Here is a 25,065-nt window from a genome sequence, read left to right on the forward strand (position 1 = left end):
TTCCCACCGCCGGCTTTCGCTTGCCCGGTCCACGCGGTCAGCCGTGGTGGTTGCCGCTGTTGTGGCTGCCGCCGGGGTTCATGTGCTCGGAGCCTTCCTCCATGGTCCCGCCGATGGTGCCCTGGAGCGCCGTGACCGTCTTCTTCTCGCCGATGGCGACCCATTTGCGGCCGACCAGGTAGTAGCCGCCGTAGTCCTTCGCCCCGTTCAGCCACTCGCGCTGGCCGCGGTCGGTGGCGAAGGTGGCGAGGACGTACTTCTCCTTGCCCTTCTTGCAGAGGGCCTGGCGGATCTCGTCGGCGTCGGTCTGCATGTTCGGCTTGCACTTGGCCTCTGCCGCGATGTGCTCCAGGCTGCCAGTCACCGCCTCCGGCACGGCCGCCTCGTCCTTGCCGCCGGATCCGCAGCCGGCCAGCGCCAGTATCGCCACCGCGCCGCTCAGCGCGAGCATCGGTCGGGTCACCCTCATCTGTTCCTCCGGTCCTTGTCACGGCACGGTCCGGACGCATGCCGCACGGAGCCCCGGCAAGAGGCTCTCGCCTTCGATACGGCTGTGGCGGGCGCAGCGCTCAAATCCGGGTGCCGGCGTAGGCACTCCTGTGCGAGTGTGTCCCGGTGAACCAGGACTGGGAAGATCGCGTGGCCGCTCTGTGGGACCGGTTCGACGACTACGCCGAAACCGAGGAGGACGAGGCCCGCTTCCGGGCCGACGTCGACACCCTCGTCGCCGAGCTGCCGGAGGGCAGCCCGCTCCGGCCGTTCGAGCAGGCCTGCGCCTGGGACTCCACGGGCCACTCGGACAAGGCGGTCCCGCTCTACCGGGAGGCGCTCGACCTCGGCCTCGCCGACATCAGCCCCTACAAGACCCGCCGGACGAAGATCCAGCTGGCCAGTTCCCTGCGGAACATCGGGCAGGCGGCGGAGGGCGTCAAGCTGCTCGAAGCCGAGCTGGACGCCCCGTCCGACGAGCTGGACGACCCCGTACGCGCGACGCTCGCGCTGTGCCTGTCCAGCCTGGGCCGCGACCGCGAGGCGCTGTCGCTGGCCCTCGGAGCCCTGGCCCCGCATCTGCCGCGCTACCAGCGGTCGATGGCGAACTACGCCCGGCTGCTCGTGGAGCCCGGGGAGTCGCCGGGGGCGTGACGCCCCCGCTGTCAGGTGACCATCCCCCGATTCGCTCGTTCTGCTGAACGTGCAGTCACAGGATGTCGCCCAGCGCCCCGCGCCCCCTTCCCCCGCCGGCCCGGTCGTCGATGTCGAGCAGGCCGAGGCCGCGCTCGTCGAGCACTATCCGCGGCTCGTGCGGCTCGCCTATCTGGTGCTGCCGCCGAACCTGGGCCGCAGCAGGCGCGTCCTCACCGCACACGCCCTCACCCAGCGGGCACTCCCCCGCAACCGCACACCGGCACCGGTGATCCCCGCCCAGTCGACCGGCCGGGACGGCGACCCGGGCTACGCCCTGGTCCGTCTGCAGGTGCTGCGTACGGCACTGGAGGCGGGGCTGCCGCTGAAGCGCAAGGCATGGCCCAGGCGGTCCCAGCTGCCGCCGGTGCTGCCGCAGGTGTGGGGCCTGAAGCTGTTCCCGCGCTCCGGCGGCGCCGACGAACTCGCCCTGGACCAGCGGCTGTCCACCCTGTCCGGACCGGCCCGGGCCGCCTACGCGCTGCGCGGCCTGGAGCGGCTGACGGACGACGGCGTACGCAAGGTGCTCACGGCCGCGGGCGTCGCCGACGCGGACGGCGCGCTGCTGGAGGCCGACGGGGTCCCCGCGCAGTACGGGCTGCTCGACTCCCCCGAGTTCGACCCCTGCTCGCTGCAGGCCCGCCCCACCGACCTGATGCGGCGCCGCCAGCACCTGAAGGCCGCGCTGGCCGCCGGGGCGGCGCTGCTGGTGTGCGGGGCGCTGCTGGGTCTGCCCGGCGAGGGCTGGGGCCCCGACGGCGCCGCCGCACCGCCGTATGCGCGCAACCCGGCCGCCCAGGCCGCCCTGGACCCGGCGAAACTGACCCGGGCCTCCCCCACCGCGTGGCGCGGCTCGGCCCGCACCGACTTCTCGGTGTGGCCGGCGCGCGGTGATCTCACCGGCGACTCGGCCCTGCTGCGCCGCGCCCTGGCCGTCTGGGCCCGCCCCGGCGAGACGGTCCGGGTCTCCGCGACGCCCGGCACCGCGTCCGGCGGCCCGGCCGGACCGCCCCAGCTGCTGTACGCGGGGACGGTCGACGCGGCACGCGTGGTGATCCTCTACGACGGTCTGCGCATCGCCCGGTACGCCGAGCCGAAGGAGGGCACGCAGGGCGCCGCTCTCGACTTCGCACGGGTCGACGGCGCGGGCCGGGCCGAAGCGGGCGCGGTGGTCCTGGGCCGGGCCGACGGCAACGTCCGCTATCTGACCGCCCCTTGGGTGAAGGAGGCGGGCGAGCGGGACCTGATGAAGCCGGGCTCCGGCGCGATGGACCTGACCCTCACCGACGGAGTGACCGCGCCGCTGGCCAGCCCGGTCCTGCGGTCCGGCGCGTGCACGTCGTGGAACGTGCTGCAACTGACCGACGGCACGCGGACGCGGCTGCTGACCGACCTCGGCGAACTGGTCCCGGCCCGGCTCACCGCCGGACGGCCCGGATCCCCGGGCGAGGCGTCCGGCGCCAGGGCGCTGCGCACCTGGGAGCCGTTCGCCTGCTCGCTGGGCACGGTGCGCTCCGCGGGTGTGCGGAGCGTCAACGCCTGGGCGTTCAACGAGCAGCCGCTGCCGGACGCGAGCGGTTCGGCGGCGTGGGTGTGCACCCGGGCCGAGACCTGGCGGGGCGGCGGGTCGCGGGTGCTCGCCCAGTTCCACACGCCGGGCGGTACGTACGGGGCGGTGGCGGCGAAGGCCGAGAACGTCCCGGCGTGCGGGGCGCGCGAACCGCACGTCCTGGCCGGAGTGCTGTGGAAGTCGAAGGCGGGCGACTGGTACCTGCTGGCCGCCGGCAGCCGGGAGACCGCGTCGGTCCGGGCGACCGGCGGGGTCGCCGGGTCGTCGCAGACCAGTCTGCTGACGGTGCCGGCGGAGCGGGGCGCGCGGGCCGAGCTGAAGGGCACGCTGCGGGACGGGCGTTCGATCGGCGGGCTGCGCTGACCGACGGGCCCGGGTGAACATCCCTGATCGATCCGATCCGTTCAAGGCCGGAATCGATCGGTAAGGTGTTCGCATGACTACCGGGGTTCGCCGCAGAATGGGAGTCGAGGAGCGGCGGCAGCAGTTGATCGGCGTCGCCCTCGAACTGTTCAGCCGCCGCTCGCCCGACGAGGTCTCCATCGACGAGATAGCGTCGGCCGCGGGCATTTCACGCCCGTTGGTCTACCACTACTTCCCCGGCAAACTCAGCCTGTACGAGGCCGCGTTGAAGCGGGCGTCGGACGATCTCGCGGCCCGTTTCGTGGAGCCGCACGAGGGGCCGCTGGGGGCGCGGCTGCTGCGGGTGATGCGCCGCTTCTTCGACTTCGTGGACGAGCACGGCCCCGGTTTCTCCGCCCTCATGCGCGGCGGCCCGGCGGTCGGCTCCTCGACGACCAACGCGCTCATCGACTCCGTACGGCAGGCCGCCTATGTCCAGATCCTTTCGCATCTGGGCGTGACCGATCCGCCCGCGCGGCTGGAACTGGTCGTGCGTTCGTGGATCTCGCTCGCCGAGTCGACGGCGCTGATCTGGCTGGACGGCCGGCGTATCCCGCGGGCCGAGCTGGAGGTCCAGCTCGTCCACGACTTCGCCGCGCTCACCGCGGTCAGCGCCGCCCAGGACGCGGAGATGGGTGCCCTGATGCGCCGCATCGCCCAGGAGGAACCGGCCGACGGCCCGTTCGCCCAGCTGGCCGGCCGCCTGCTGGCGCTGGCGACCTGAGACGGCGCGCCCCCGACCTCTCAGCTCCCGGATTTCTCAGCTCTCGAACTTCCGGTAGGACGCGTCCAGTTCGCGCACCTCGGCGGAGGCGTGCAGCACGCGTCCCTCGGCGGCCTTCAGGTGGGTGCGCAGCAACTCCAGGGTGGCCTCGGTGAGCCGGGCCTTCGTCTCCTCGGTGCGGCCGGGGAGCAGCGCGATGTGGACGTGCACATGGGCGTGTCCCCCGGTCTCGGGGCCGACCACGACGTCCTCGGTCCGGCGGAACCGGGTCTTGCACGCCGGCGGCTTGGCGGCCGCGATCTCGACGGTCGCCTCGTGCAGCGCCTTCGCGAACCCGGGCCGGTCGAAGCCGTCCGCGAGGTCCGCGGAATAGTCGACGGTGATCTGCGGCATGAGCACTCCTGTTCTGGGCGGGCAACGGGCTCACCTTAGACAGGCCCCAACCGGAGGGCCAGCATCGCGATGTCGTCCTCCCGGTCCCGGCCGAAGCAGCCGAGCAGCACGTCGCAGAGGGTGTCGAGGCCGGCCGGGGCGTCGGCGGCGGCCGTGCGGAGCTGTTCCAGGGAGGTCTCCAGGGGAGTGCCGCGGGTCTCGATGAGGCCGTCGGTGACCATGAGGAGGCGGTCGGTGGGGGCCAGGCGCCGCTCGGTCGGCGCGGGCCGTTCCAGGCCCAGCCCGAGCAGCGGACCGCACGCGTCGACGTACTCAGCACCGCCCCCTTCGCGCAGGATCAGCGGGGGGATGTGCCCGGCGTTGGCGATCCGCACCCGCCCGCTTCCGGGGTCGACCAGGGCCAGGCACACGGTGGCCGTGAAGTCGGGGTGGTACCGCTGGAGCATCCGGTCGAGCTGCTCGGCCAGGACCACCGGGTCGCTCTCGGTCACGCAGTAGGCGCGCAGCGCGTGCCGGATCTCGACCATGACGGTGGCCGCGTCCAGCGAGTGCCCGACGACGTCCCCGACCGCGATGAGCACGCCCTCGCCGGTGCGCAGGGCGGCGTAGAAGTCGCCGCCGATCTCGGTCTGCCGGGAGGCGGGCACGTAGCGGACGACGATGTCGACGCCGGGCAGGTGCGGCAGCTTGTGCGGCTGGGGCAGGAAGCTGCGCTGGAGGGTCAGAGCGACGTGCCGCTCCACCCGGTACAGCAGCAGCGGCTCGGCGGCCAGCGCACAGGCCTGGGCGAGGCGGGCGAGCAACCCGTCGGCCGCGGGGTCGGTGATCGCGGCCCGCCGTACGGGTGTGGCGAGACAGACCGCCGTCCGGCCGTCCTGGGCGGTCGCCACGGTCAGCCGGGCGTCCTCCTCGACGCCCGGCCGGAAGATCCCGGCCGGCCACAGCGGCGCGGGGACGACCGTGCTGTGGACGCCCGTGCGGTCCTCCGCGAGCCGGGTGATCAGCCGTGCCGCCGCTTGGTGGGCGCCGCTGTCCGCGGGCGCGGGACGGCAACGGGCCGTGCCGCGGTACGGCTCGCCGTCCGGGCCGATCACGAACACCACGGCGGGCGAGGCGGTGAGGCGTGCGGCGCCGTCGGCGGCCGCGGCGGCGAGTTCCCGCGGGCAGCGGGCGGTCTGCACGGTGACGATGGCCTCGGACAGCAGCGTCAGACGGTGGACGGCGGTCTCGGCGCCCGTGCTGCGCCGGGCCCCGCGCACGGCGGCCCGTACGACGGCCTGGATCTCCTGTGGCTCGGCGGGCACGGTCAGATAGGCGTCACCGCCCGCGTCCAGTCCCCGGCACCGGTCGCCGGGCGCGGTCGCGGCGGCGGAGAAGTGCACGACGGGCAGGGCGGCCATGGGCGGCCGGGCCCGGACCCGCCTGCACAGTTCGAAGCCGCTCATGTCCGGCAGGCCCACGTCGACGAGGGCCACGTCGGGCAGGGTGCCGTCCCGCAGCCGGACGTCGAGTTCGACGAGCGCCTCGCCGCCGCTGGCGACCGGCACGACCCGGTGGCCGGCGCGGCTCAGCACCGCGCCCATGGCGTACCGGCTGGCCGCGACGTCGTCCACGACCAGCACGGTGGTGCCGGGGCTGTGCTGCGTGCCGTTGCGGTCCATCTTCGACTGGGCGCCTCGGGGCGTACGTGGGTGGGGCGGACCGTCGGTCGCGGCCTGCCCCACCCAACGTAGTGCGGCTATCCGGCGGCCCGGGTGAAGACGGCGACCGTGCGCCCCGGAACGGCGAACGTGCCCGATTTCGCCGCGTAGGAGGCCGACTTGACGGTAGAGTCCGCCCCCGCCGCCTGCACGGGGTGCAGCCGGTAGCCCGTTCCGGCGAGTGCGGGGACGCGCTGTTCCTGCCGCTCGGGCGTGGCGTTGAAGACCACGACGAGGTCACCGAGCCGCATGGTGATCACGCCGGGTGTCTCGTCCTCGCCGGACAGCGGGAAGGAGAGCCGGGACTGCACCTGCTCGGCGGTACCGAGGGAGAAGTCCCGCTCGGTGGTACGGATCCGCAGCAGGTCGCGGTAGGCCGCCGAGGCACCGTCGATCTGCTCGCAGCCCACCCTGACCTTGCTCAACAGGGGCTTGGCGTAGGGCCACTTGGCGGCGTTGTCGGCCGCCATGGGCAGTCCGCGGCCGAAGCCGTTGCCGTCGGCGCAGTTCCAGTGGACGGCGTTGAACCAGTCGCCGCTGTCGTAGGAGTTGCGGTCCAGGGACTTGGAGCGGAGCAGGTCGGTGCCCGCCTGGGAGAGGGCCGGGCCCTGGGACAGGGTGGCCGTCGCCATGGCGAGGACCTGCATCCGCGCCCGGTCGGACGCACTCGTCGTGGCGGGCAGCTTGAAGGCCAGCGCGTCGAACAGGGACTCGTTGTCGTGCGCGTCGGCGTAGGCCAGGGCGTCGCCGGGGGCGTCCGCGTAGCCGGCGGGTGAGCCGTTGTAGTCGACCTCGGAGCCCTTGACCTCCTTGCCGCCGGCGTCGGTGAACCGGTAGCCGGCGAGGTTGCCGGACAGCCCGACCTTGATCAGGTCCTGGTAGTGCAGCAGGCGGGCCTTCTGCTCGGCGGGAGTGCCGTTGTTCTTCGAGGAGTTGGGTTCGGTGTAGAGGCCGGACGCGAAGCCCTGCACGCCGGGGTCCTCGTCGAAGGGGCCGCCGCCGCGCACGGCGTCACGGGCCCGGTCGGAGAAGGTGGCGATGCCGGTGCCGGCCATGTTCTTCTGGGTGGCCTGCACGAACCGGGCGTCGTCGGCGACCTCGCCGAAGTTCCAGCCCTCGCCGTAGAGGATGATCTTCTTGCCGTCGACGCCGTCCTTCTCCGGGGTGAGCGCGTCGAGGGCCTTCCTGACCGCGAGGATGTTGGCCTTCGGGTGGTGGCCCATGAGGTCGAAGCGGAAGCCGTCGACCTTGTACTGCCTGGCCCAAGTGACGACCGAGTCGACGACCAGCTTGCCCATCATGGCGTTCTCGGGGGCGGTGTTGGCACAGCAGGTGCTGTTCGCCACCGAGCCGTCGGCCAGCAGCCGCTGGTAGTAGCCGGGCACGATCCGGTCGAGGACGCTCGTCCGCTCCTGGCCGGCGGCCGCGGTGTGGTTGTAGACGACGTCCATCACGACCCGCAGGCCGTCGTCGTTCAGCGCCTTCACCATCCTGCGGAACTCGACCGTGCGGGCCGTGCCGTCCGGGTCGGTGGCGTAGGAGCCCTCGGGGACCGTGTAGTGGTACGGGTCGTAGCCCCAGTTGTAGGCGTCCTTCGCGGCGATCTTCCCGACGCACTCCTGCTGCTTGTCGGAGTCGGCCGGGTAGGAGGCCAGGTCACAGTCGACGCTCGCCTGGTCGGCCTTGCGCTCCGGGATCGTGGCGATGTCGAAGGCGGGCAGGAGGTGGACGTACGAGGTGCCCGCCCTCGCCAGCCCGCGCAGGTGTTTCGAGCCGTCGCTCGCCTTGTCGGTGAAGGCGAGGTAGGTCCCCGGGTGCTTCGCCGTGCGGTCCGCGACGGAGAAGTCGCGGATGTGCAGCTCCTGGATCTGGGCGTCCCGCAGCGGCACGGCCTCGGGCTTGGTGTACGTCGACCAGCCGGAGGGCTTCAGCGCCTTGTCGTCCAGGTCGACGACGAGGCTGCGCTCGGAGTCGGCGGTGAGGGCGAGAGCGTAGGGGTCGGTGACCTTGTTGGTGACGACCTTGCCGACGCTGGGCGCCCAGACCTTCACGACGTACCGGTAGGGCTTGCCCTCCCAGGACGCAGGGCCGGTGACGGACCAGACGCCCGTGGTGTCGTCGCGGCGCATCGGGACGGTGGAGTCACCGATCTCCAGGGACACCTGCTGTGCGGTCGGCGCCCACACGGACAGCGTGGGGCGGCCCTTGGGGAACGTCGGCCCCAGGTCGGCCTTCGTCGCGTCGTACAGCTCGTCCAGGACACCGGCGATCTGGACGCCGGTCGCCGCGAGCACGGCCCCGTTCACCGCGTGCTGCGTGGCGACGACCTGGCCGCGCAGGGCCTCGCGGACCCGGTCGCGGTCGCGCGGGTCGACGGTCCAGGCGTCGTACTCCTTCAGATGCGGGAACTTCGCCTTCTGGGCGTCGGTGAGCTCGCTCTTCGACAGGCGCAGCCACTTGGCGTCGCCGGTCAGCGCGCCGTCCCGCACCGCGATCGAGCCGTCCCGGCTGTACAGCAGCTGCGTGGACGCGGCGGCCTCGGAGCCGTTCCAGGCGAGGGTGTTCCGGTCGATCCAGACCGCCTTGGACGTGGTCAGGTCGAGCGCGGCCGAGGTGCCCGCCGGCTGCGGGAGCAGGTACTTCTCCTGGCCGCTCAACAGCCACACCTCGTGGCCGTTCGCCTTGAGGTCGAGCGACTGGTCGGCGGGCAGGTCCTTCTCGTCGCCCTTGTGGATGATGTAGCTGAGGCTGGTGGCACCGTCGCTGAGCGGTACCTCGAAGACCGCACCATAGGTATCAGTCTTGACCGGCTTCAGGGGGTTCGACCACTCGGTGGGGTGCGCGGCGCCCGTCCAGACGTGCAGGCCCCAGCCGTCGTAATTCCCGTCGGCGCGGTGGTAGTGCAGGACGGCCTTGGTCCTGTCGGGCGCCGGGTGGTCGGGGCGCTCGGTGGTGACGGTCTCCTTGCCCTGCTCGATCCAGACCTCGCCGGTCTTCGTGACGTCGATCGTGCGGTCGGTGGCGACGTCCTTGTCGCCGTCCTTGTCGATGACGAGGAAGCCGACGGTCGAGGCGCCGGGCTTGAGCTTGACGTAGGCGAAGGCACCGTAGGCGTCCCGGCCGGTGAAGGGGTGGCTGTCGGGCCACTGGGTGGCCTCGCCGTCGGCGAGGTCGCCCCAGGCGTACAGGCCCCAGTCGGCGTAGTCGCCGTCGGCGCGCTTGTAGTGGACGATCGCGTAGTCGCGGGAGGAGGCGCTGGGCGGCTCCTCGGTGGGCGGGGTGCCGGTGGTGGAGGCGGCCAGGGCGCCGGCGGTGCGGCCGGCCGCGTCGACCACGACCGCCTTGTAGCGCAGGGCCGTGCCGGGCGGTACGTCGTCGGCGATGGTCTGGGTGACCTTGTACGGGGCGTGGTCGGCGGAGCCGAGGGTCTGCCATCTGCCGTTGCCGACCTGGGCCGCGAAGACGACTCGGTTGAGCCGGCCGCCGTCGACATCGGCGGAGAGCTCCACGGTTCCGGTGGCGCCGGCCGCCGGGGCCTTCAGGGTGATCGTCGGCTCGGTGACGGGCGCGGCGAGTCTGCCGGCCGCCTTGAGGACGATCGCCGAGCCGGGCGGGACGGTGACGGTGAGCTTCCTGTCGCCGTCGCTCTTCAGGGCGGCGTCGGTGCCGTAGACGCCTTTGAAGGCCATGCCGGCCGAACCGGTCGCGAAGGTCGCCGTCCTCGCCTCGTCCGCGTTGTTGACGGCGACGACGTACTCGATGCCGCTCCTCGCGTCGGTGCGGGAGAAGGCGTACACGCCCGGGCCGTCGGCCGCGTACCGCTGCTGCTGGACGCCGTCGGCCAGGGCGGGGTGGGCCTTGCGGAGCCCCGCGAGAGCACTGATCTGCCGGTAGAGCGGTGCTCTCGTGTCGTAGGCGTCCTCGGCGTGGGTGCGGTCGGTGCCGATCCGGTCGTCGTCGAGGTAGTCGGCGGTGCGGGAGGCGAACATGCTCTGCCGGGCGTCCTTGTCGCCGCCCGCGCCGGTGAAGCCCTGCTCGTCGCCGTAGTAGACGACCGGGTTGCCACGGCTGAGGAACATCAGCTCGTTGGCGAGCCTGTCCTTCTTCAGCAGCTCGGCGTCGGTGGCCTTCGGGTCGTCCTGCTTCAGGAAGTGCCCGATCCGGCCCATGTCGTGGTTGCCGAGGAAGGTGACCTGCTCGTACGCGTTGGCCTTGCCGGTCGTGTACTTGTAGTCGTCGCCGAAGACGTTCGCGAGCTGCTGCGCGCTGCCGCCCTGGGAGGCGTACTGCCGGGCCGCCTCCTGGAAGGGGAAGTCCAGCGTGGCGTCGAGGCGGCCCCGGGTGACGTAGGGGGCGGTGACGTCCGTGTCGGCCGAGTAGACCTCGCCGAACATGAAGAAGTCGTCGCGGCCCTGCCTGGCGGCGTACGCGTCCAGGGCGGTGGCCCACTGCGTCCAGAACTCCATGTTGACGTGCTTCACGGTGTCGATCCGGAAGCCGTCGATGTCGAAGTCCCGCACCCAGCGCTGGTAGATCTTCTCCATGCCCCGCACGACCTCGGGGCGCTCGGTCCACAGGTCGTCGAGCCCGGAGAAGTCGCCGTGGGTGGAGCTCTCCCCGGCGAAGGTGGAGTCACCGCGGTTGTGGTACATCGTCGGGTCGTTGAGCCACGACGGGACCTTGACGTTCTTCTTCGCCGCGGGGACGGTCGGCGTCCGCGGGAAGGAGTCGCCGTCGACCTCCGGGAAGTCCCGCTTGCCGTCCGCGTAGTCCGCGTCGTCGAAGGGCCTGCCGTCCTTCGTCAGGTACGGGAAGGCGCCCTTGGCGAGGTAGTCGTAGGACTTCTCCTCGTAGTCGACGACGTCCGCGGTGTGGTTGGTGATGACGTCGAAGAAGACCTTCATGCCCTTGTCGTGGGCCTTGTCGATGAGGGTTTCGAGGTCCTTGTTGGTACCGAAGTGCGGGTCGACCTGGGTGAAGTCGGTGATCCAGTACCCGTGGTAGCCGGCAGAGGCGCTCGCCCCCGTTCCCTGCACGGGCTGGTTCTTGAAGATCGGGGCCATCCAGAGGGCGGTGGTGCCGAGGCCCTTGATGTAGTCGAGCTTCTTGGTCAGGCCCTTGAGGTCGCCGCCCTGGTAGAAGCCCTTGTCTGTGGGGTCGTAGCCGGTCGCGAGGCGGGAGCCGGTCAGGCCGCCCTTGTCGTTGCGCGGGTCGCCGTTGGCGAAACGATCCGGCAGGACGAAGTAGAACTGCTCACGGGTGGCGTCGTGGCGGGCGGGCTCGGCGGCGAGCTTCGCGTCGGACGGGGGCGCCGGCGGGGTGGCCGCGCCGGCGGCGAGAGGCTGGACGAGTGCTGCGGCCAGCGCGGTCGCGGTGACCGCAGCGACCCGTCCGGCACGGGAGGTTCGGCGCCTGGACGGCACCGGCCATCTCGGTATCACTGACGTGGACTCCTTGCGTTGCGGCTCTCTCGGGTCCGACCCCGCGCGAACGTATCGCCGCCGAAACGCTTACAGCAAGAGTCCTGCAACTGCTGGAAAGAAATTTCAGCAGGGCTTTCCGTCACGTCCTCAGCAGTTCGGCCTGCCCGCATGGAGGGCGAGAGCCGTGTTCGCGCCGAGCGTCGCCGTGAACTGGCCGGCGGAACTCACGCTCACCGTGGTGTTGTTCTGCACATTGCAGTACGTCCCCGCGGGCAGCGAGGTCTGGTACGTCCGGGTCAGGGAGGCGGACTCGTGGTTGATGGCCACGAAGCCCTTGCTGCCCCGACCGAAGGCGATGGCGTCGCCGCCGTTGTCCCACCAGTTGGTGACGGCCTGGCCCCGGGTGGCGTTGCGGAAGCCGACCATCGACTTGATCTCCGGCCACTTGTGCTGGCACTTCCAGCCGTCCTGCCAGCAGGCGTTGACCTGGCCGCCGTTCGGCGGGCCGGCGTCGTGGTCGGTGAACTCGTAGCCGGAGTTGATGTCCGGGGCGCCGTAGGGCCAGGCCAGCATGAAGACGTTGGCCAGGGTGTAGTTGGCGTTGTCCTTGTAGCTGAGGGTCGAGCCGTTGCGCTCGGTGTCGTGGTTGTCGACGAAGACGCCGGAGACGTTGCTGTTCATGTAGCCCCAGCCCTCGCCGTAGTTCTTCAGGTAGGCGAGGTTCTCGTTGTTGAAGACCCGCTTGAGGTCGTAGGCGTAGCGGAACTCCTGGACGTCGCCGTTGCCGGTGTACTCGGTCGGCTGCACGGCCTCTCCGCTGCCGTAGATGACTTCCTGCTTCCAGTAGACGTTCGGATTGCTCAGCCGGGACTTGATGTTCGCCAGGTCGGCGGCGTCCATGTGCTTGGCCGCGTCTATGCGGAAGCCGTCCACGCCGAGGGAGAGCAGGTCGTTCATGTGCCCGGCGATCGCCCTGCGGACGTAGTCCTCGCCGGTGTCGAGGTCGGCGAGGCCGACCAGTTCGCAGTGCTGGACGTTCCAGCGGTCCTGGTAGTTGCCGATCCGGCTCGTGCAGTCGTCGAAGTCGTACGACGAGTACAGGCCGGGGTAGTCGTACTTGCTGTACGACGAGCCGCCCGTGCCGGTGCCGCTGCCCGCCGACATGTGGTTGATCACCGTGTCGACGACGACCTTCACACCGGCGGCGTGGCAGGTGTTCACCATGCTCTGGAAGGCCGCGCGGTCGCCGAGCCGGCCGGCGATCCGGTAGCTGACCGGCTGGTACGAGGTCCACCACTGCGGGCCCTGTATGTGCTCGGCGGGCGGGGAGACCTGGACGTAGCCGTATCCGGCAGGGCCGAGGGTGTCGGTGCACTCGCGGGCGACGGAGGCGTACTTCCACTCGAAGAGGACGGCGGTGACGTCCTTGGTGCCAGGTGGGGAGGCCTGGGCGCCAGTCGGGTTCATGACAACCGCAGCCGCGGCGAGTGCGACGGCGGCGGAGAGGTGTCTGCGTGCCATGTGGGGTTTCCTTCTTCGTTGAAGGTTCTTGCTGCAAGGTTCAGAAACCCTTGCGGTGACGCAGATGTTAAAGGCCCGCCGCCCCGAAGGGCAGCGGGCCGTGCCAAATTCAACGGAAAATCAGGCGGTGGTCCACCACACCGTGGTGTCGGCGGGCACCTTCGACTCGTCGTCGACCTGGACGATCTCCCCGCTCGCGACCAGCACCCGGCCGTACGCCGGCATCGCCACCGACTCGCCGGTGGTGTTCGCGACGCACACGAACTCCCCGCGCCGGAAGGCGAGCACACCCTCGGGCGCCCGCAGCCACTCCACACGGGAGCCGGCGCCGAGGTCGGGCTGCTCGCGGCGCACGGCGAGCGCGGCCCGGTACAGCTCCAGGGTCGAGCCGGGCTCGCCCGTCTGCGCCTCGACGCTCAGCTCGCCCCATCCCTCCGGCTGCGGCAGCCAGCTGCCCCCGTCTCCGAAGCCGTACGACGACCCGGTCCGGGTCCACGGGATCGGCACCCGGCACCCGTCACGGAAGCCGTCCTGGCCCGCGCCCCGGAAGTACGCCGGGTCCTGGCGCACCTCGTCGGGCAGGTCCACGACGTCCGGAAGGCCCAGCTCCTCGCCCTGGTAGACGTAGGCCGAGCCGGGCAGCGCGAGCATCAGCAGGGTCGCGGCCCGGGCCCTGCGCAGGCCCAGGTCCCGGTCGCCGGCCAGGCGGATCTGGGTGCCGAGGCCGGGCGGGTTGGCGAAGCGGGTGGCGTGCCGGGTCACGTCGTGGTTGGACAGGACCCAGGTGGCGGGGGCACCGACCGGGCGCATGGCGTCCAGGGTGCGGTCGATGACCTCACGCATCTCCGCGGCGTCCCAGTGGGTGCTGAGGTACTGGAAGTTGAAGGCCTGGTGCAGCTCGTCCGGGCGGACGTAGTGGGCGGTGCGCTCGATGGTCGGCGTCCACGCCTCGGCGACGAAGATCCGGTCCCCCGGGTACTCGTCGAGGATCAGCCGCCACTGCCGGTAGATCTCGTGCACCCCGTCCTGGTCGAAGAACGGCATGACATCGTTGCCCAGCAGCTTCACCTGGTCGTGGGATCCAAGGTCGGGAAGCCCCTCCGCCTTCACCAGACCGTGGGCGACATCGATCCGGAAGCCGTCGACGCCCATGTCCAGCCAGAAGCGCAGGATGGAACGGAACTCGTCGCCGACCGCCGGGTGCTCCCAGTTGAAGTCGGGCTGCTCGGGGGCGAAGAGGTGCAGGTACCACTCACCGTCCGGGACCTGGGTCCACGCCGGGCCGCCGAAGATCGACTCCCAGTCGTTGGGCGGGAGCTCGCCGTTCTCCCCCTTGCCGGGACGGAAGTGGTAGCGGTCCCGCAGGGGGGAGCCCGGCCCCTCGGCGACGGCCCGCTTGAACCACTCGTGCTGGTCGGAGGAGTGGTTGGGGACGAGGTCGACGATGATCCTGAGGCCCAGCTCGTGGGCGTCGCGGATCAGCGCGTCGGCGTCCAGGAGGTTGCCGAACATCGGGTCGACGGCCCGGTAGTCGGCGACGTCGTAGCCGGCGTCGGCCTGCGGCGAGGCGTAGAAGGGGCTGAGCCACACGGCGTCCACGCCGAGGTCGCGCAGGTACGGCAGGCGGGTGCGGACACCTTCCAGGTCGCCCATGCCGTCGCCGTTGCTGTCGGCGAAGCTGCGCGGGTACACCTGGTAGATCACCGCGTCCCGCCACCAGTCGCGACGCTTGGCGACGGCCACGGCGGACGTGGAGGTGGGGGCAGGTGCAGCTGAGTGCTGGCTCATGTCGTCCTTGATGCGTAACTGGGGTGTGGTCATGTGAGACGTGGGGTGGTGACGAGGCGGCCGCGGCACAGCGGGGTCGGATGGGCACCGCGGCCGCCTCGGGTTTGTGACGTGCCGTTCGAACAGCGCCCCGGAGGGCACCGGGTCACCCCTTCGTGCCACCGGCGGTGAGCCCGGTCACCAGGTTCTTCTGCACGAGGTAGAAGAAGATGGCGGCCGGTATCGCGATCAGCACGGCCGTCGCGGCCATCAGGTTCCGCTGCGCGTCGTGCTCGCTGACGAATGTCTGCAGACCGACGGCGAACGTGTAGTTGTCGTCGCTCAGCATGAACGTCGAGGCGAAGGCGACCTCACCGAAGGCCGTGAGGAAGCTGTAGAACGCCGCGACCGCGAGGCCCGGCTTGGCCAGCGGCAGGATCAGCCGCGCGAACGTGCCGAAGGGGGTCAGCCCGTCGACCCGCCCGGCCTCGTCGATCTCGAACGGGATGGTGTCGAAATAGCCCTTCATCAGCCAGGCGCAGTACGGAACGATCGTGGTGCAGTTGACAAGGATGAGACCAAGGTAGCTGTCGATGAGCTGCAGATCCGAGAGGATCTGGTACATCGGCACGATCAGTACCGCGATGGGGAACATCTGGGTGACGAGCAGCACCCACATCAGCTTCCGGTAGCCGGGGAACCGCATGCGGGAGACCGCGTAGCCGGTGGACGCGGCGACGACGACGCCGATGAGCGTCGTGCCCAGCCCCACGATCAGCGTGCTCTTCAGCCAGTGGAAGAAATTGGTGTCCTGCAGGACGAACGTGTAGTTGTCGAGCGCCATCTTGCCCCAGATGCGTCCGGGGTGGAGGTAGTCGTCCTTGTCCGGGCCGAGGGACAGGAAGACCAGCCAGGCGATCGGGAAGAGCGCGGTCAGGCTCGCACCGATCAGGATGCTGTGCGAGACGAGGGAGGCCGTGCGGCTGTGCTCACCGCGGCGGCGGGTGGTCGTACTCATGTCGGACTCCTGCCTCAGATCGCGAGCTGCTGCTCGTTGCGGTTCAGCCAGCGGCGGTAGAAGGAGGTGAAGACGATCAGGATGGACAGGAGCAGGATTCCGTAGGCGGCGGACTGGGCGTAGTCGCGCGGCTGCTGTCCGAAGCCCAGCTGGTAGGCCCAGGTCACGAGGATCTGGGCGTCCGGGGCGGTGTTGCCGAACAGCAGGAAGATGATGGTGAACTGGTTGAAGGTCCAGATCACGCCGAGGAGCACGACCGTGGTGCTGACGGACCTCAGGCCGGGCAGCGTGACGTACCGGAACCGCTGCCAGGCGTTCGCGCCGTCCATCTCGGACGCCTCGTACAGGCTCGCGTCGATCGACTGGAGTCCGCCGAGCAGCGAGACCATCATGAACGGCACGCCGCACCAGGTGTTGACCATGATCGCGGCGAACCGCTGCCAGGTGGTGTCCTCCAGCCACAGCGGCGTCGGCAGGTGCAGGAAGTCAAGGCCGGAGTTGATGATCCCGCCGTCGGCGAGCATGAACCGCCAGCCGAACACGGTGACGAAGGTCGGCACGGCCCAGGGCAGGACGAGGATCATCCGGTAGAAGGTGCGGCCGCGCAGTTTCTGGTTGAGCAGCAGGGCGAGGCCGAGACCGATGCCGTAGTGCAGGGCGACACAGGCCGCCGTCCAGAAGACCGTCCACAGGACGTGCGACCAGAAGCGGTCGTACGCCGTCGGGCCCCACAGGATGTCGGCGTAGTTGTCCAGGCCGATGAACTTGTAGGTGGCGTCGATCTCGTTGACGCCGATCGTGCGGGCGGTGTTCAGGCTGGTGGCGTCGGTGAGGGTGAGGTACAGGCCGTACGCCAGCGGGTACAGCACGAGGACGCCGAGGACGACCGCCACCGGCGCGATCATCGCGTAGGCGTACCAGTGCTTGTGGAAGCCGTTCTTCAGCCGGCTGCCCGGCCCGGGCCGCGGTTCCCGCTCACCGCGCCGCTTGCCGGTCGCTCGGTCGATGACGACTGTCATGGTTGGGCACCTTCTGGAGGTTCAAGGAGTTCGGAGGGGAGCTGCCCGGACGCGGGCGCGGCCGGTGGCCGCCGGACCCCCTCCCCCATGACCGGGGGATCCGGCGGCCACACGGCGGTCACTTGCTGTAGTCCGGCACCAGCTTGGCGATGGCGGTCTCGGCGCTGCCGAGGCCCTTGTCCAGGGACACCTTGCCGCTCGCGATCTTGAGCAGCTCGTCGTCGAGCGGGGTCCACAGGGAGCTGTACTCGGGCAGCGCCGGGCGCGGCTGCGCGGCGGAGAGCACGCTCTGGTAGCCGGCGATGCCCGGGTCGGCCTTGACCTTCGCGGTGTAGGCGTCCTCGCGCGTGGGCAGCGTGGAGTTCTTCAGCGCGATGGTCTCCTGGGCCTTCGCCGAGGTCATGAACTTCACGAACTTCAGCGAGGCCTCCTGGTGGGCCTTGTCCGAGCCCGCGTACACCGAGAGGTTGTGGCCGCCGGTCGGGGCGCCCGCCTTGCCGGTGGAGCCGGCCGGGACGGTGGCGATGCCGAGGTTGTTCTTGTCCTTGAAGGCCGAGCCCTTGTAGAAGTTCGTGATCTCCCACGGGCCCTGGACGATCGAGGCGACCTTGCCGCTGACGAACGCCTCCTGGATGTGGGCGTAGGCGTCGGCCGTGGTGTCGGCCTTGTGCAGACCCTTGCCCTTGAACAGGCCCTGCCAGGTGCCGTAGGCCTTCTTCGCCTCGGGCGAGGTGACGGTGATCTTCTTGGCGTCGACGTCGACGGTGTCGGTGCCCTCGCCGTAGAGGAAGGACTGGGCGTAGTAGGCCTGGGTGGAGCCCCAGTAGCCGTCGACGCCGGTCTTGTCCTTGATGGTGGCGGCGGCCTTCTTCAGGTCGTCCCAGGTCTTGGGGGCCTCGACGCCGGCCTTCTCGAACAGTTCCTTGTTGTAGACGAGAGCGAGGGTGTCCGTGATGAAGGGGACGCCGTAGGTCTTGCCGTCGTACTTGGCCTGCTCGATCAGGCTGGGCTGGAACTTGTCCTGCTCGGCGAGGGCCTCGGTGCCGTCCAGCGGCGCGAAGAAGCCCTTCTTGGCGAAGGCCGGGGTCCAGCCGACCTCGGAGCGCAGCACGTCGGGGGCGCCCTTGGATCCGGCGGCGGTGTCGAACTTGTTCTGCGCCTGGTCGAAGGGGACGTTGACGTAGTTGACCTTGATGTCCTTGTTGGCGGCCTCGAACTCCTTGACCAGGGCCTGGTACGTCGGCGCCTCGTTGGTCGCGTTGGAGGTGTCCCACCAGGTGATGGTGACCGGGCCGTCGGCCTCGTCGCCGCTGTCGCTTCCGCCGCACGCCGTCGCCGCCAGGGCGAGGGACGCCACCAGCGCGGTGGCCGCTATGCCACGCCGCATGAGTTCTCCTTGAGGGTGATGCCCGTTTCGTGCTGCCGACTGCGCCGTTGGCCGCCGGGCGTCGGTGAGATTAGCCGCGCTGGAAGGAGTTGCGAAAGACCTTGCAGCAAAAAGTTGCAAGGGGTGCGGATGGTTATCCCCCCGTGACCTCTTCCGGGCCTACTCCTGACCGTTGTGGAGCGGGGATTTCCGGCTGATCGGCGGGGAGTGGGGCAGTTGTGCAAGACTCTGCAAGCACTTGCCATCCGTTGCCGCCGGAGGGAATCATCCCTTGCGGAGCGGACGCCGACCACGACTTCGAGGGACCGCGATGACCAAGCAACCCCCAGCGGGCCGTGCGCCGGCCCGCGCCAGGCGTCCCGTCGGTGTGCAAGCGGAACCCCGGCCGCTACAGTCCACTCCTGTGACCACACGGCTTGCCGACATCGCTGCTCAGGCGGGGGTGAGCGAAGCGACCGTCAGCCGCGTCCTCAACGGGAAGCCGGGCGTCGCCGCCACCACCCGCCAGTCCGTGCTGGCCGCCCTCGACGTGCTGGGCTACGAACGCCCCGTGCGGCTGCGGCAGCGCAGCGAGGGCCTGGTGGGCCTGATCACCCCGGAGCTGGAGAACCCGATCTTCCCGGCCCTGGCCCAGGTCATCGGCCAGGCGCTGACACGGCAGGGCTACACGCCGGTGCTGGCCACCCAGACGCCGGGCGGCTCCACCGAGGACGAGCTCACGGAGATGCTCGTGGACCGCGGGGTCGCCGGCATCATCTACGTCTCCGGGCTGCACGCGGACACCACCGCCGACATGCAGCGCTACGACCGGCTGCGCGCGCAGGGCGTGCCCTACGTGCTGGTCGACGGCTTCTCGCCCAAGGTGCAGGCGCCGTTCATCTCCCCCGACGACCGCGCGGCGATGAACCTCGCGGTGACGCACCTGGTGTCCCTGGGGCACACGCGGATCGGTCTGGCCCTGGGGCCCAAGCGGTTCGTGCCCGTGCAGCGCAAGATCGAGGGGTTCGTGCGCACCGTGCAGGAGCAGTTGGGCCTGGGCGCCGAGACCGTCGAGAGGGAGCTGGTCCAGCACTCCCTCTACACCCTGGAGGGCGGTCAGGCCGCGGCCACGGCGCTGATCGAGCGGAACTGCACGGCCGTGGTGTGCGCCAGCGACATGATGGCGCTGGGCGCGATCAGGGCGGCGCGGCAGCGTGGCCTGGACGTTCCGAAGGACGTCTCCGTGGTCGGCTTCGACGACTCTCCGCTGATCGCCTTCACCGACCCGCCGCTGACCACGATCCGCAAGCCGGTCCCGGCGATGGGCCAGGCGGCGGTCCGCACGCTGCTGGAGGAGATCGGCGGGACGCCCGCTCCCCACAGCGAGTTCGTGTTCATGCCGGAGCTGGTGGTGCGCGGCTCGACCGCTTCGGCGCCCGGGGACCGTGCTCGCCCCTGAGGTTCTTGGCTGGATTTCGCCGTAGAACATGCGGGTCTCACCAGCGCGGGGGATGATCGGGGAGACAGGGCTTTTCTGGCAGACTCTGTGCCTATGGGTGACACGACCGTGACGACGCTGGACGGCCGGAAAGCGGCCGTTCCGGACCCGGTCGCGGCCGATCCGGGACGGGGCCTCCTCCCCCGGCTGCGCGCCCCCCGCCGGCCCCGGTTCTGGTTCGAGTTCCTGCTGATCGCGGTGAGTTACTGGACGTACTCGCTCATCCGCAACGCCGTGCCCGAGCAGAAGGCCGAGGCGCTGCACAACGCCGACTGGATCTGGCGGGCCGAGCACGCTCTGGGCATCGCCGTCGAGGAGTCGGTCAACCACGCCGCCAACTCGGTGACTTGGCTGATCATCGGCATGAACTACTACTACGCGACGCTGCACTTCGTGGTGACGCTGGGTGTGCTCGTGTGGCTGTACCGTCGCCATCCCGGCCGGTACGCGGCGACCCGCCTGGTGCTGTTCGCGACGACCGCCGTCGCCCTGGTCGGTTACTACCTGTATCCGCTGGCGCCGCCACGGCTGATGAACGGCGGCGATTTCATCGACACCGTCATGGTTCACCAGACCTGGGGGTCGATGGCGTCCGGCGACCTTAAACACATGTCCAACCAGTACGCCGCGATGCCGTCGATGCACATCGGCTGGTCGGTGTGGTGCGGCCTGACGATCTTCGCCCTGGCGACGGTCCCCTGGGTGCGGGTGCTGGGGCTGCTGTACCCGGCGCTGACACTGGTCGTCATCGTCGCCACGGCGAACCACTTCTGGCTGGATGCGGTCGGTGGCATGCTCTGCCTGGCCTTCGGGTTCGCGGTAGCGGGGGTCTGGTACGGACGGCATCCATACGCACTGCCGAGGGACACGCCGAGGCGAGACACCGGCACACCGCGGAGGCCACGCGAACCGGTGGCCTCCACCAGGACCTGACCCCCTCCCACCACGGCGGTGCCACTGCCACCGCGGAGTGCCCGACCCGAGCGCGCCACCGTCCGCCCGGCCGACACGCCGGGCGGGCGGGTGGCGCCCGGCCGGCACGCCGGGCCGCACCGGCCCGCACGGCGACGGGACCGCCACCACCGCGGGGCGGCCCGGCCGCGCCACTCGGGCGGAGCCACCCGATCCGACCTGGCCTCCCCCGGCCACGGCAGGCGCCCGACCCGCCCGGCCATCACCGGACGCGCCCGACCCGGGTGGGCCACCGTCCCCCTGCCCGGCACCGGCGCCACACCTGGCCGCGGACCGCAGCCTGCGCGCGACGAACCGCCACCGCCGACGGGCGGCCCAGCCGCGCCACTCGGGCGGAGCCACGCGATCCGGTCTGACCTTCCCCGGACACGGCGGCTGGCGACCGACCGCGCTGCTCCCGGCGGAACCGCCCGTGCCGGCCTGCCCCCCCACCGGCCATAGCAGTGCCCAACCAGCACGATCAGCACTAACGCGCCCGACCCGGCACACCGGCAGCCCGACCAACATCGGCGACAGGCAGCCCGGCCGGGCTGCTCCGGCGGAGCAGCTACCCGACACTGCCTGACATCCACCGCCCACAGCAGTGCCCGACCGCCCCGGCCACCACTAAGTCGCCCGACCCGACAGCTCCACCGCCCACACCGCCGGCACACCCGGCCGGGGCCGCCGAGACGTCCTGGCCTCACGTCCCTCGATACACCACGTGCCCCCCGGTCACCGTCAGTCGTACCGGCGCCTGGGTCACCTCGTCCGCCGGAGCGGTTACCGGGTCCAGGCCCAGGGCCGTCAGGTCGGCCCGGAGGCCGGGAGTGATGCGGCCGGTCGTGGCGGACTCGCCCGCTGCCAGCGCCGCGTGGGTGGTGCAGCCCTCCAGGGCCTCGAGGCCGGTGAGACCGGCTCGTGTCGAGGCCGCGCCCCTGGGGGTGCGGGCCGTGGCGAGGACGGCGCGGGCGTCGTAGTGCGCGATCGGCCAGTCCGAGCCGAGGGCCACGACCGCGCCCGCGTCCCGCAGGTCCCGCAGCCGCCAGGCGCGGCCGGCCCGTCCGGTGCCCAGCCGCCGGGACCACTCGTCGGTGCCGTCGGCCCGGGTGTACGCGGTGTGCGGCGGCTGCATGGACGCCGCCACTCCCAGCCGCGCGAACCGCGGCAGCAGCTCGTCCGGCACGGTCTCGATGTGCTCGATGCGGTGCGCCCCGCGCCCGCCCGGCCCCAGCCCTTCGACCACGTCCAGGACGTGCCGTACCGCCGCGTCCCCGATGGCGTGCGTGGCCGTGCGCACGCCGGCCGCGTGCAGGTGCCGTACGGCGGCGGCGTACGCCTCCGGGTCGGGCCAGAACGCGTCCGTGCCCTGGCCGTGGCAGTCCGCGTGCTCCAGCCAGGCCGTGCCGCCCTCGACGGTGCCGTCCATGAAGAACTTGACCCCGCCGGTCCGCCAGTGCCGGCCGCCCCGGCCCTGTACGGCGACCAGCTCGTCCAGGGCGGTCCGGTCCGCGCCCGGCATGCACCAGGGCGCGAACCGCAGCCGCACCGGCAGCACCGTCTCCCGGGCCACGGAGTCGACCAGCTCCGGGTCGCCGGCGTCCATGACGTGCGCCCCGGTCAGCCCGGTCGCGGCCATGGCGGACAGCAGCTCCACCAGGCGTGCCCGGCGTGCGGCGCAGGACGGGCGCGGTGCGATCGCGGCCACCAGGTCCATCGCCGCGTGTTCGACGAGGTGCCCGGTGGGCCGGCCCGAGGCGTCGCAGACGACCTCCGAGCGCTGGGCGAAGTCCCGGGGGCCGTGCACGCCGGCCGCGGTGAGGGCCGGGCCGGTCACGAGGGCGGAGTGGCCGTCGTAGAGGCGCAGGAAGGCGGGGGTGCCGTCCAGGACGTCCTCGATCAGGTCCCGGTCGACGGTGCGGCCCTCGAAGGCGTTGTGGTCCAGGCCGAAGCCGGTCACCCACCCGTCCGTGCGCTCCGCGTCCGCGAGGGCGGCCCGCAGCCCCGCCAGGTCCGTCACGCCCGACAGGTCCGTCCCGGTCGCCATGTCCAGCCCCCACACGGGATGGCTGTGCGCGTCGACGAGGCCGGGCACCAGGTGCGCGCCGTCCAGGTGGACGACCTCGGTGCCCGGGCCGCACCAGTCGCGTACGTCCGTCTCGTCGCCGACCGCCGCGATCAGCCCGTCGCGTACGGCGACGGACGTGGCGTACGGGCGGTCCGGGTCGAGGGTGCGGACTTTGGCGCCGGAGAGGACCAGATGGGCGGTGGGCATGTGAGGAACTCCCTTGTGGGGCTTTGCTATTCGGTCGGTTCGGCGGCGAAGTCGGCGTACACGTCCGGGCGTTGCCGACGCAGCCACCAGGCGAGTGCGAGGCCCGCTGCGAAGACGGTGGGTGCCGTGACGATCAGGACGGTGTTCACGGTCGGGGACGCCCCGGTGAACAGGTCGATGTGGTTCACCACCAGCACGATGGCCGTGGCGAGCAGCACGGCGGCGGCGACGGGCGCCACGACCGTCCGCAGCGCGCCCTCCTGGTGGCGCACCCGGCGGAAGTAGCAGGGCACGGCGATCGCGGCGAGCAGCTGGAGCAGGAACAGGCCCATCATCCCGGGGGTGTTGACCCACAGCAGCAGCTGCCCGTACGGATCGGCGCCCGCTGCCGCGAAGGCCAGGACGACGACCGCGCCGAGGACCGTCTGGGCGAGGCCGGCCACGTACGGGGAGCCGTGCCGCGGGTGGATGCGGCCCAGCGCCTTGGGCAGTACGCCCTCCTCGGCGAGGGCGAGGGCGTACCGGTTGATGGCGTTGTGGAAGGCGAGCAGCGAGGCGAGGACGCTGGTGACGATGAAGACGTGCATCAGGTCGGCCGCCCAGCCGCCCACGTAGGTGGTGATGGCGGTGAAGAACAGCTCGCCGGGGTTCTTGCCGGCGGCTCCGGCGATCTCGGCGTCGCCGAAGGCCTGGATGACGGTCCAGACGATGAAGGCGTAGAACAGGCCGAGGAATCCGACGGCCACGTAGGTCGCGCGTGGCACCGTGCGCTGCGGGTCGCGGGCCTCGCGCCGGTAGATGACGGTCGACTCGAAGCCGGTGAACGCGGCGAAGGCGAAGGCGAGCACGGCCGCCGTGCCCGGGACGAGGACGTTGCCGGGCTCGAAGGAGGCGAGGGACAGCCCGTGGGCGCCGCCCCTGATCAGGACCCCGCCCGCGAGGAGCACGAGGATGCCGGTCTCGGCGACGAGCAGGACGCCGAGCACCTTGGCGCCGAAGTCGATGGAGCGGTAGCCGCCGTAGCCGATGAGCAGCAGACCGGCCAGGGAGATCGGCAGCCAGGGGACGTCGGTGCCGAACAGGGCGTGTGCGGTGTCCTGGCCGGCGGAGCCGAGGAGGCCGTAGACGCCGATCTCCATGCCGTTGTAGCCGACCAGGGCGAGCAGGGCGGCGCCGATACCGACGGAGCGGCCGAGTCCGCGGGTGATGAACGCGTAGAAGGCGCCGCCGCTGCGGACGTGGCGGCTCATGGTGGTGAAGCCGACGGCGAAGACGGTGAGCGTCAGACCGGCCAGGAGGTAGCCGACGGGGGCACCGACGCCGCCCAGGAGGATGGCGAGGGGGGCGACGCCGGCCATGACGGTGAGCGGGGCGGCGGCGGAGACGACGAAGAAGGCGATGTCGGCGGTGCCGAGGGAGCCGGAGCGCAGGGTCGCCGTGGCGGGCGGGGTGCGCTCCCCTGAGGTGGTGACGGACATGGGCAAGCCCTTCGAGCGGCGGACGGGGAGGGAATCCGGGCGTGGAGGGAATCCGGGCATGCGGGATCGCCGCGGGTTAATCTAAAGGCTTTCGGTTTCGGCAATGTAGCCTCTTGCCCGGCATCCGGGAAGACCTCAGGGGGACCACCGACCATGGGACGGCCGCGCACACCGCTCCTCGACCGCGAACGCATCGCGACGACGGCGCTCGAAATCGTCGACGAGCGCGGTGACTTCAGCGTGCCGCAGGTGGCCAAGCGGCTCGGCGCGCAGACCGGCTCGGTGTACCACCACGTGGAAGGCCGGGACGGCATCGTGGAGCTGCTGCGCGAGCGGGTGGCGGCGGCGATCGACCCGGGGACCCTGGATCTGCGCCCCTGGGACACGGCCGTGGAGGCCTGGGCCCGCTCCTACCGCGCCGCATTCGCCGCGCACCCCAGGGCGATCCCGCTGCTGATGACGTCCCCCGTGCGGGCACCGCGCGTGCTGGACCAGTACGAGCGGGCGGTGACGCTGCTGCTCGACGCGGGCTTCGCCCCGGCCGATGTGATGCCCCTGCTCACCGCCCTGGAGAACCTGGTCCTCGGCTCGGCCCTCGACCTCGCGGCCCCCGAGGCGATGTGGGAACTGACCGCCTCGTCACCGACCCCACGGCTGGCCGAGGCGCTGTCGGCGGCGAGCGAGGGCCGGGCGGACCGGGCGTTCGAGGTGGGGCTGACGGGGTTCATGAACCACGCCAGGGAAGTGCGGGCCGGTACCGACACCCCCTAGGGACGGT

General features: G+C 71.2%; 17 protein-coding genes. 6 read left to right on the plus strand and 11 right to left on the minus strand.

Features of this window, described 5'->3' with window-relative positions; all coding sequences use genetic code 11:
- Nucleotides 1–37: 37 nt before the first annotated feature.
- Nucleotides 38–469, minus strand: a complete 432-nt coding sequence (locus ACH4G3_RS28340) for a hypothetical protein (protein WP_397627152.1) — start codon at nt 467–469, stop codon at nt 38–40.
- Between the two features lie 128 nt (nt 470–597).
- Between ACH4G3_RS28340 and ACH4G3_RS28345 the strand changes: the two genes are divergently transcribed.
- The 3 genes from ACH4G3_RS28345 to ACH4G3_RS28355 all read left to right on the plus strand — a co-directional run bounded on the left by ACH4G3_RS28345 (nt 598) and on the right by ACH4G3_RS28355 (nt 3,878).
- On the plus strand, nt 598–1,143 hold the full coding sequence (locus tag ACH4G3_RS28345) for a tetratricopeptide repeat protein (RefSeq protein ID WP_397627247.1): 546 nt from the start codon (nt 598–600) through the stop codon (nt 1,141–1,143).
- A 49-nt stretch (nt 1,144–1,192) separates the two neighbouring features.
- The gene (locus ACH4G3_RS28350; RefSeq protein WP_397627153.1) at nt 1,193–3,115 is read left to right on the plus strand and encodes a hypothetical protein; all 1,923 of its coding nucleotides are present in this window, start codon (nt 1,193–1,195) and stop codon (nt 3,113–3,115) included.
- Nucleotides 3,116–3,188: 73 nt separating this feature from the next.
- Nucleotides 3,189–3,878: a TetR/AcrR family transcriptional regulator gene (locus ACH4G3_RS28355; RefSeq protein WP_397627154.1), complete on the plus strand. Its 690-nt coding sequence runs from the start codon at nt 3,189–3,191 to the stop codon at nt 3,876–3,878.
- A gap of 36 nt (nt 3,879–3,914) precedes the next feature.
- Here the strand turns inward: ACH4G3_RS28355 and ACH4G3_RS28360 are convergent, their stop codons facing one another.
- From ACH4G3_RS28360 to ACH4G3_RS28395, 8 genes are all read right to left on the minus strand, one after another.
- A complete protein-coding gene (locus ACH4G3_RS28360; RefSeq protein WP_037673691.1) occupies nt 3,915–4,271 on the minus strand; it encodes a 5-carboxymethyl-2-hydroxymuconate Delta-isomerase in 357 nt (118 codons plus the stop codon).
- Between the two features lie 35 nt (nt 4,272–4,306).
- Nucleotides 4,307–5,932 (minus strand): SpoIIE family protein phosphatase, encoded by a 1,626-nt coding sequence (locus ACH4G3_RS28365; protein WP_397627155.1) that lies wholly within the window; start codon nt 5,930–5,932, stop codon nt 4,307–4,309.
- A 77-nt stretch (nt 5,933–6,009) separates the two neighbouring features.
- Nucleotides 6,010–11,412: a pullulanase-type alpha-1,6-glucosidase gene (gene pulA / locus ACH4G3_RS28370; protein ID WP_397627156.1), complete on the minus strand. Its 5,403-nt coding sequence runs from the start codon at nt 11,410–11,412 to the stop codon at nt 6,010–6,012.
- 129 nt (nt 11,413–11,541) lie between these two features.
- A complete protein-coding gene (locus tag ACH4G3_RS28375; protein WP_397627157.1) occupies nt 11,542–12,915 on the minus strand; it encodes an alpha-amylase in 1,374 nt (457 codons plus the stop codon).
- Between the two features lie 120 nt (nt 12,916–13,035).
- Nucleotides 13,036–14,703: a glycoside hydrolase family 13 protein gene (locus ACH4G3_RS28380; protein ID WP_397627158.1), complete on the minus strand. Its 1,668-nt coding sequence runs from the start codon at nt 14,701–14,703 to the stop codon at nt 13,036–13,038.
- Between the two features lie 145 nt (nt 14,704–14,848).
- Nucleotides 14,849–15,700, minus strand: coding sequence for a sugar ABC transporter permease (locus ACH4G3_RS28385; protein ID WP_397627159.1), 852 nt, complete (start codon nt 15,698–15,700; stop codon nt 14,849–14,851).
- A 14-nt stretch (nt 15,701–15,714) separates the two neighbouring features.
- Entirely contained in the window at nt 15,715–16,719 is a 1,005-nt protein-coding gene (locus ACH4G3_RS28390) for a carbohydrate ABC transporter permease (RefSeq protein WP_397627160.1), read from the minus strand.
- Between the two features lie 118 nt (nt 16,720–16,837).
- Entirely contained in the window at nt 16,838–18,106 is a 1,269-nt protein-coding gene (locus ACH4G3_RS28395) for an extracellular solute-binding protein (protein ID WP_397627161.1), read from the minus strand.
- Between the two features lie 403 nt (nt 18,107–18,509).
- Between ACH4G3_RS28395 and ACH4G3_RS28400 the strand changes: the two genes are divergently transcribed.
- Both ACH4G3_RS28400 and ACH4G3_RS28405 read left to right on the plus strand, forming a co-directional pair.
- Nucleotides 18,510–19,544 carry a LacI family DNA-binding transcriptional regulator gene (locus tag ACH4G3_RS28400; RefSeq protein WP_397627162.1) on the plus strand — a complete coding sequence of 345 codons (1,035 nt, stop codon included), beginning with the start codon at nt 18,510–18,512 and terminating at the stop codon, nt 19,542–19,544.
- Between the two features lie 93 nt (nt 19,545–19,637).
- Nucleotides 19,638–20,516: a phosphatase PAP2 family protein gene (locus tag ACH4G3_RS28405; RefSeq protein WP_397627163.1), complete on the plus strand. Its 879-nt coding sequence runs from the start codon at nt 19,638–19,640 to the stop codon at nt 20,514–20,516.
- 721 nt (nt 20,517–21,237) lie between these two features.
- On the opposite strand, the gene ACH4G3_RS28410 is transcribed toward ACH4G3_RS28405, so the two are convergent.
- Complete coding sequence (locus ACH4G3_RS28410; RefSeq protein ID WP_397627164.1) at nt 21,238–22,809, minus strand: amidohydrolase; 1,572 nt, start codon at nt 22,807–22,809, stop codon at nt 21,238–21,240.
- 26 nt (nt 22,810–22,835) lie between these two features.
- Nucleotides 22,836–24,287, minus strand: a complete 1,452-nt coding sequence (locus ACH4G3_RS28415) for an APC family permease (protein ID WP_397627165.1) — start codon at nt 24,285–24,287, stop codon at nt 22,836–22,838.
- Nucleotides 24,288–24,440: 153 nt separating this feature from the next.
- On the opposite strand from ACH4G3_RS28415, the gene ACH4G3_RS28420 reads away from it, so the two are divergent.
- Entirely contained in the window at nt 24,441–25,058 is a 618-nt protein-coding gene (locus tag ACH4G3_RS28420; protein WP_397627166.1) for a TetR/AcrR family transcriptional regulator, read from the plus strand.
- The last annotated feature ends 7 nt before the right edge of the window (nt 25,059–25,065 follow it).

Origin of the sequence: Streptomyces afghaniensis (genome assembly GCF_044327915.1) — a bacterium.
Taxonomy (GTDB): domain Bacteria; phylum Actinomycetota; class Actinomycetes; order Streptomycetales; family Streptomycetaceae; genus Streptomyces; species Streptomyces afghaniensis.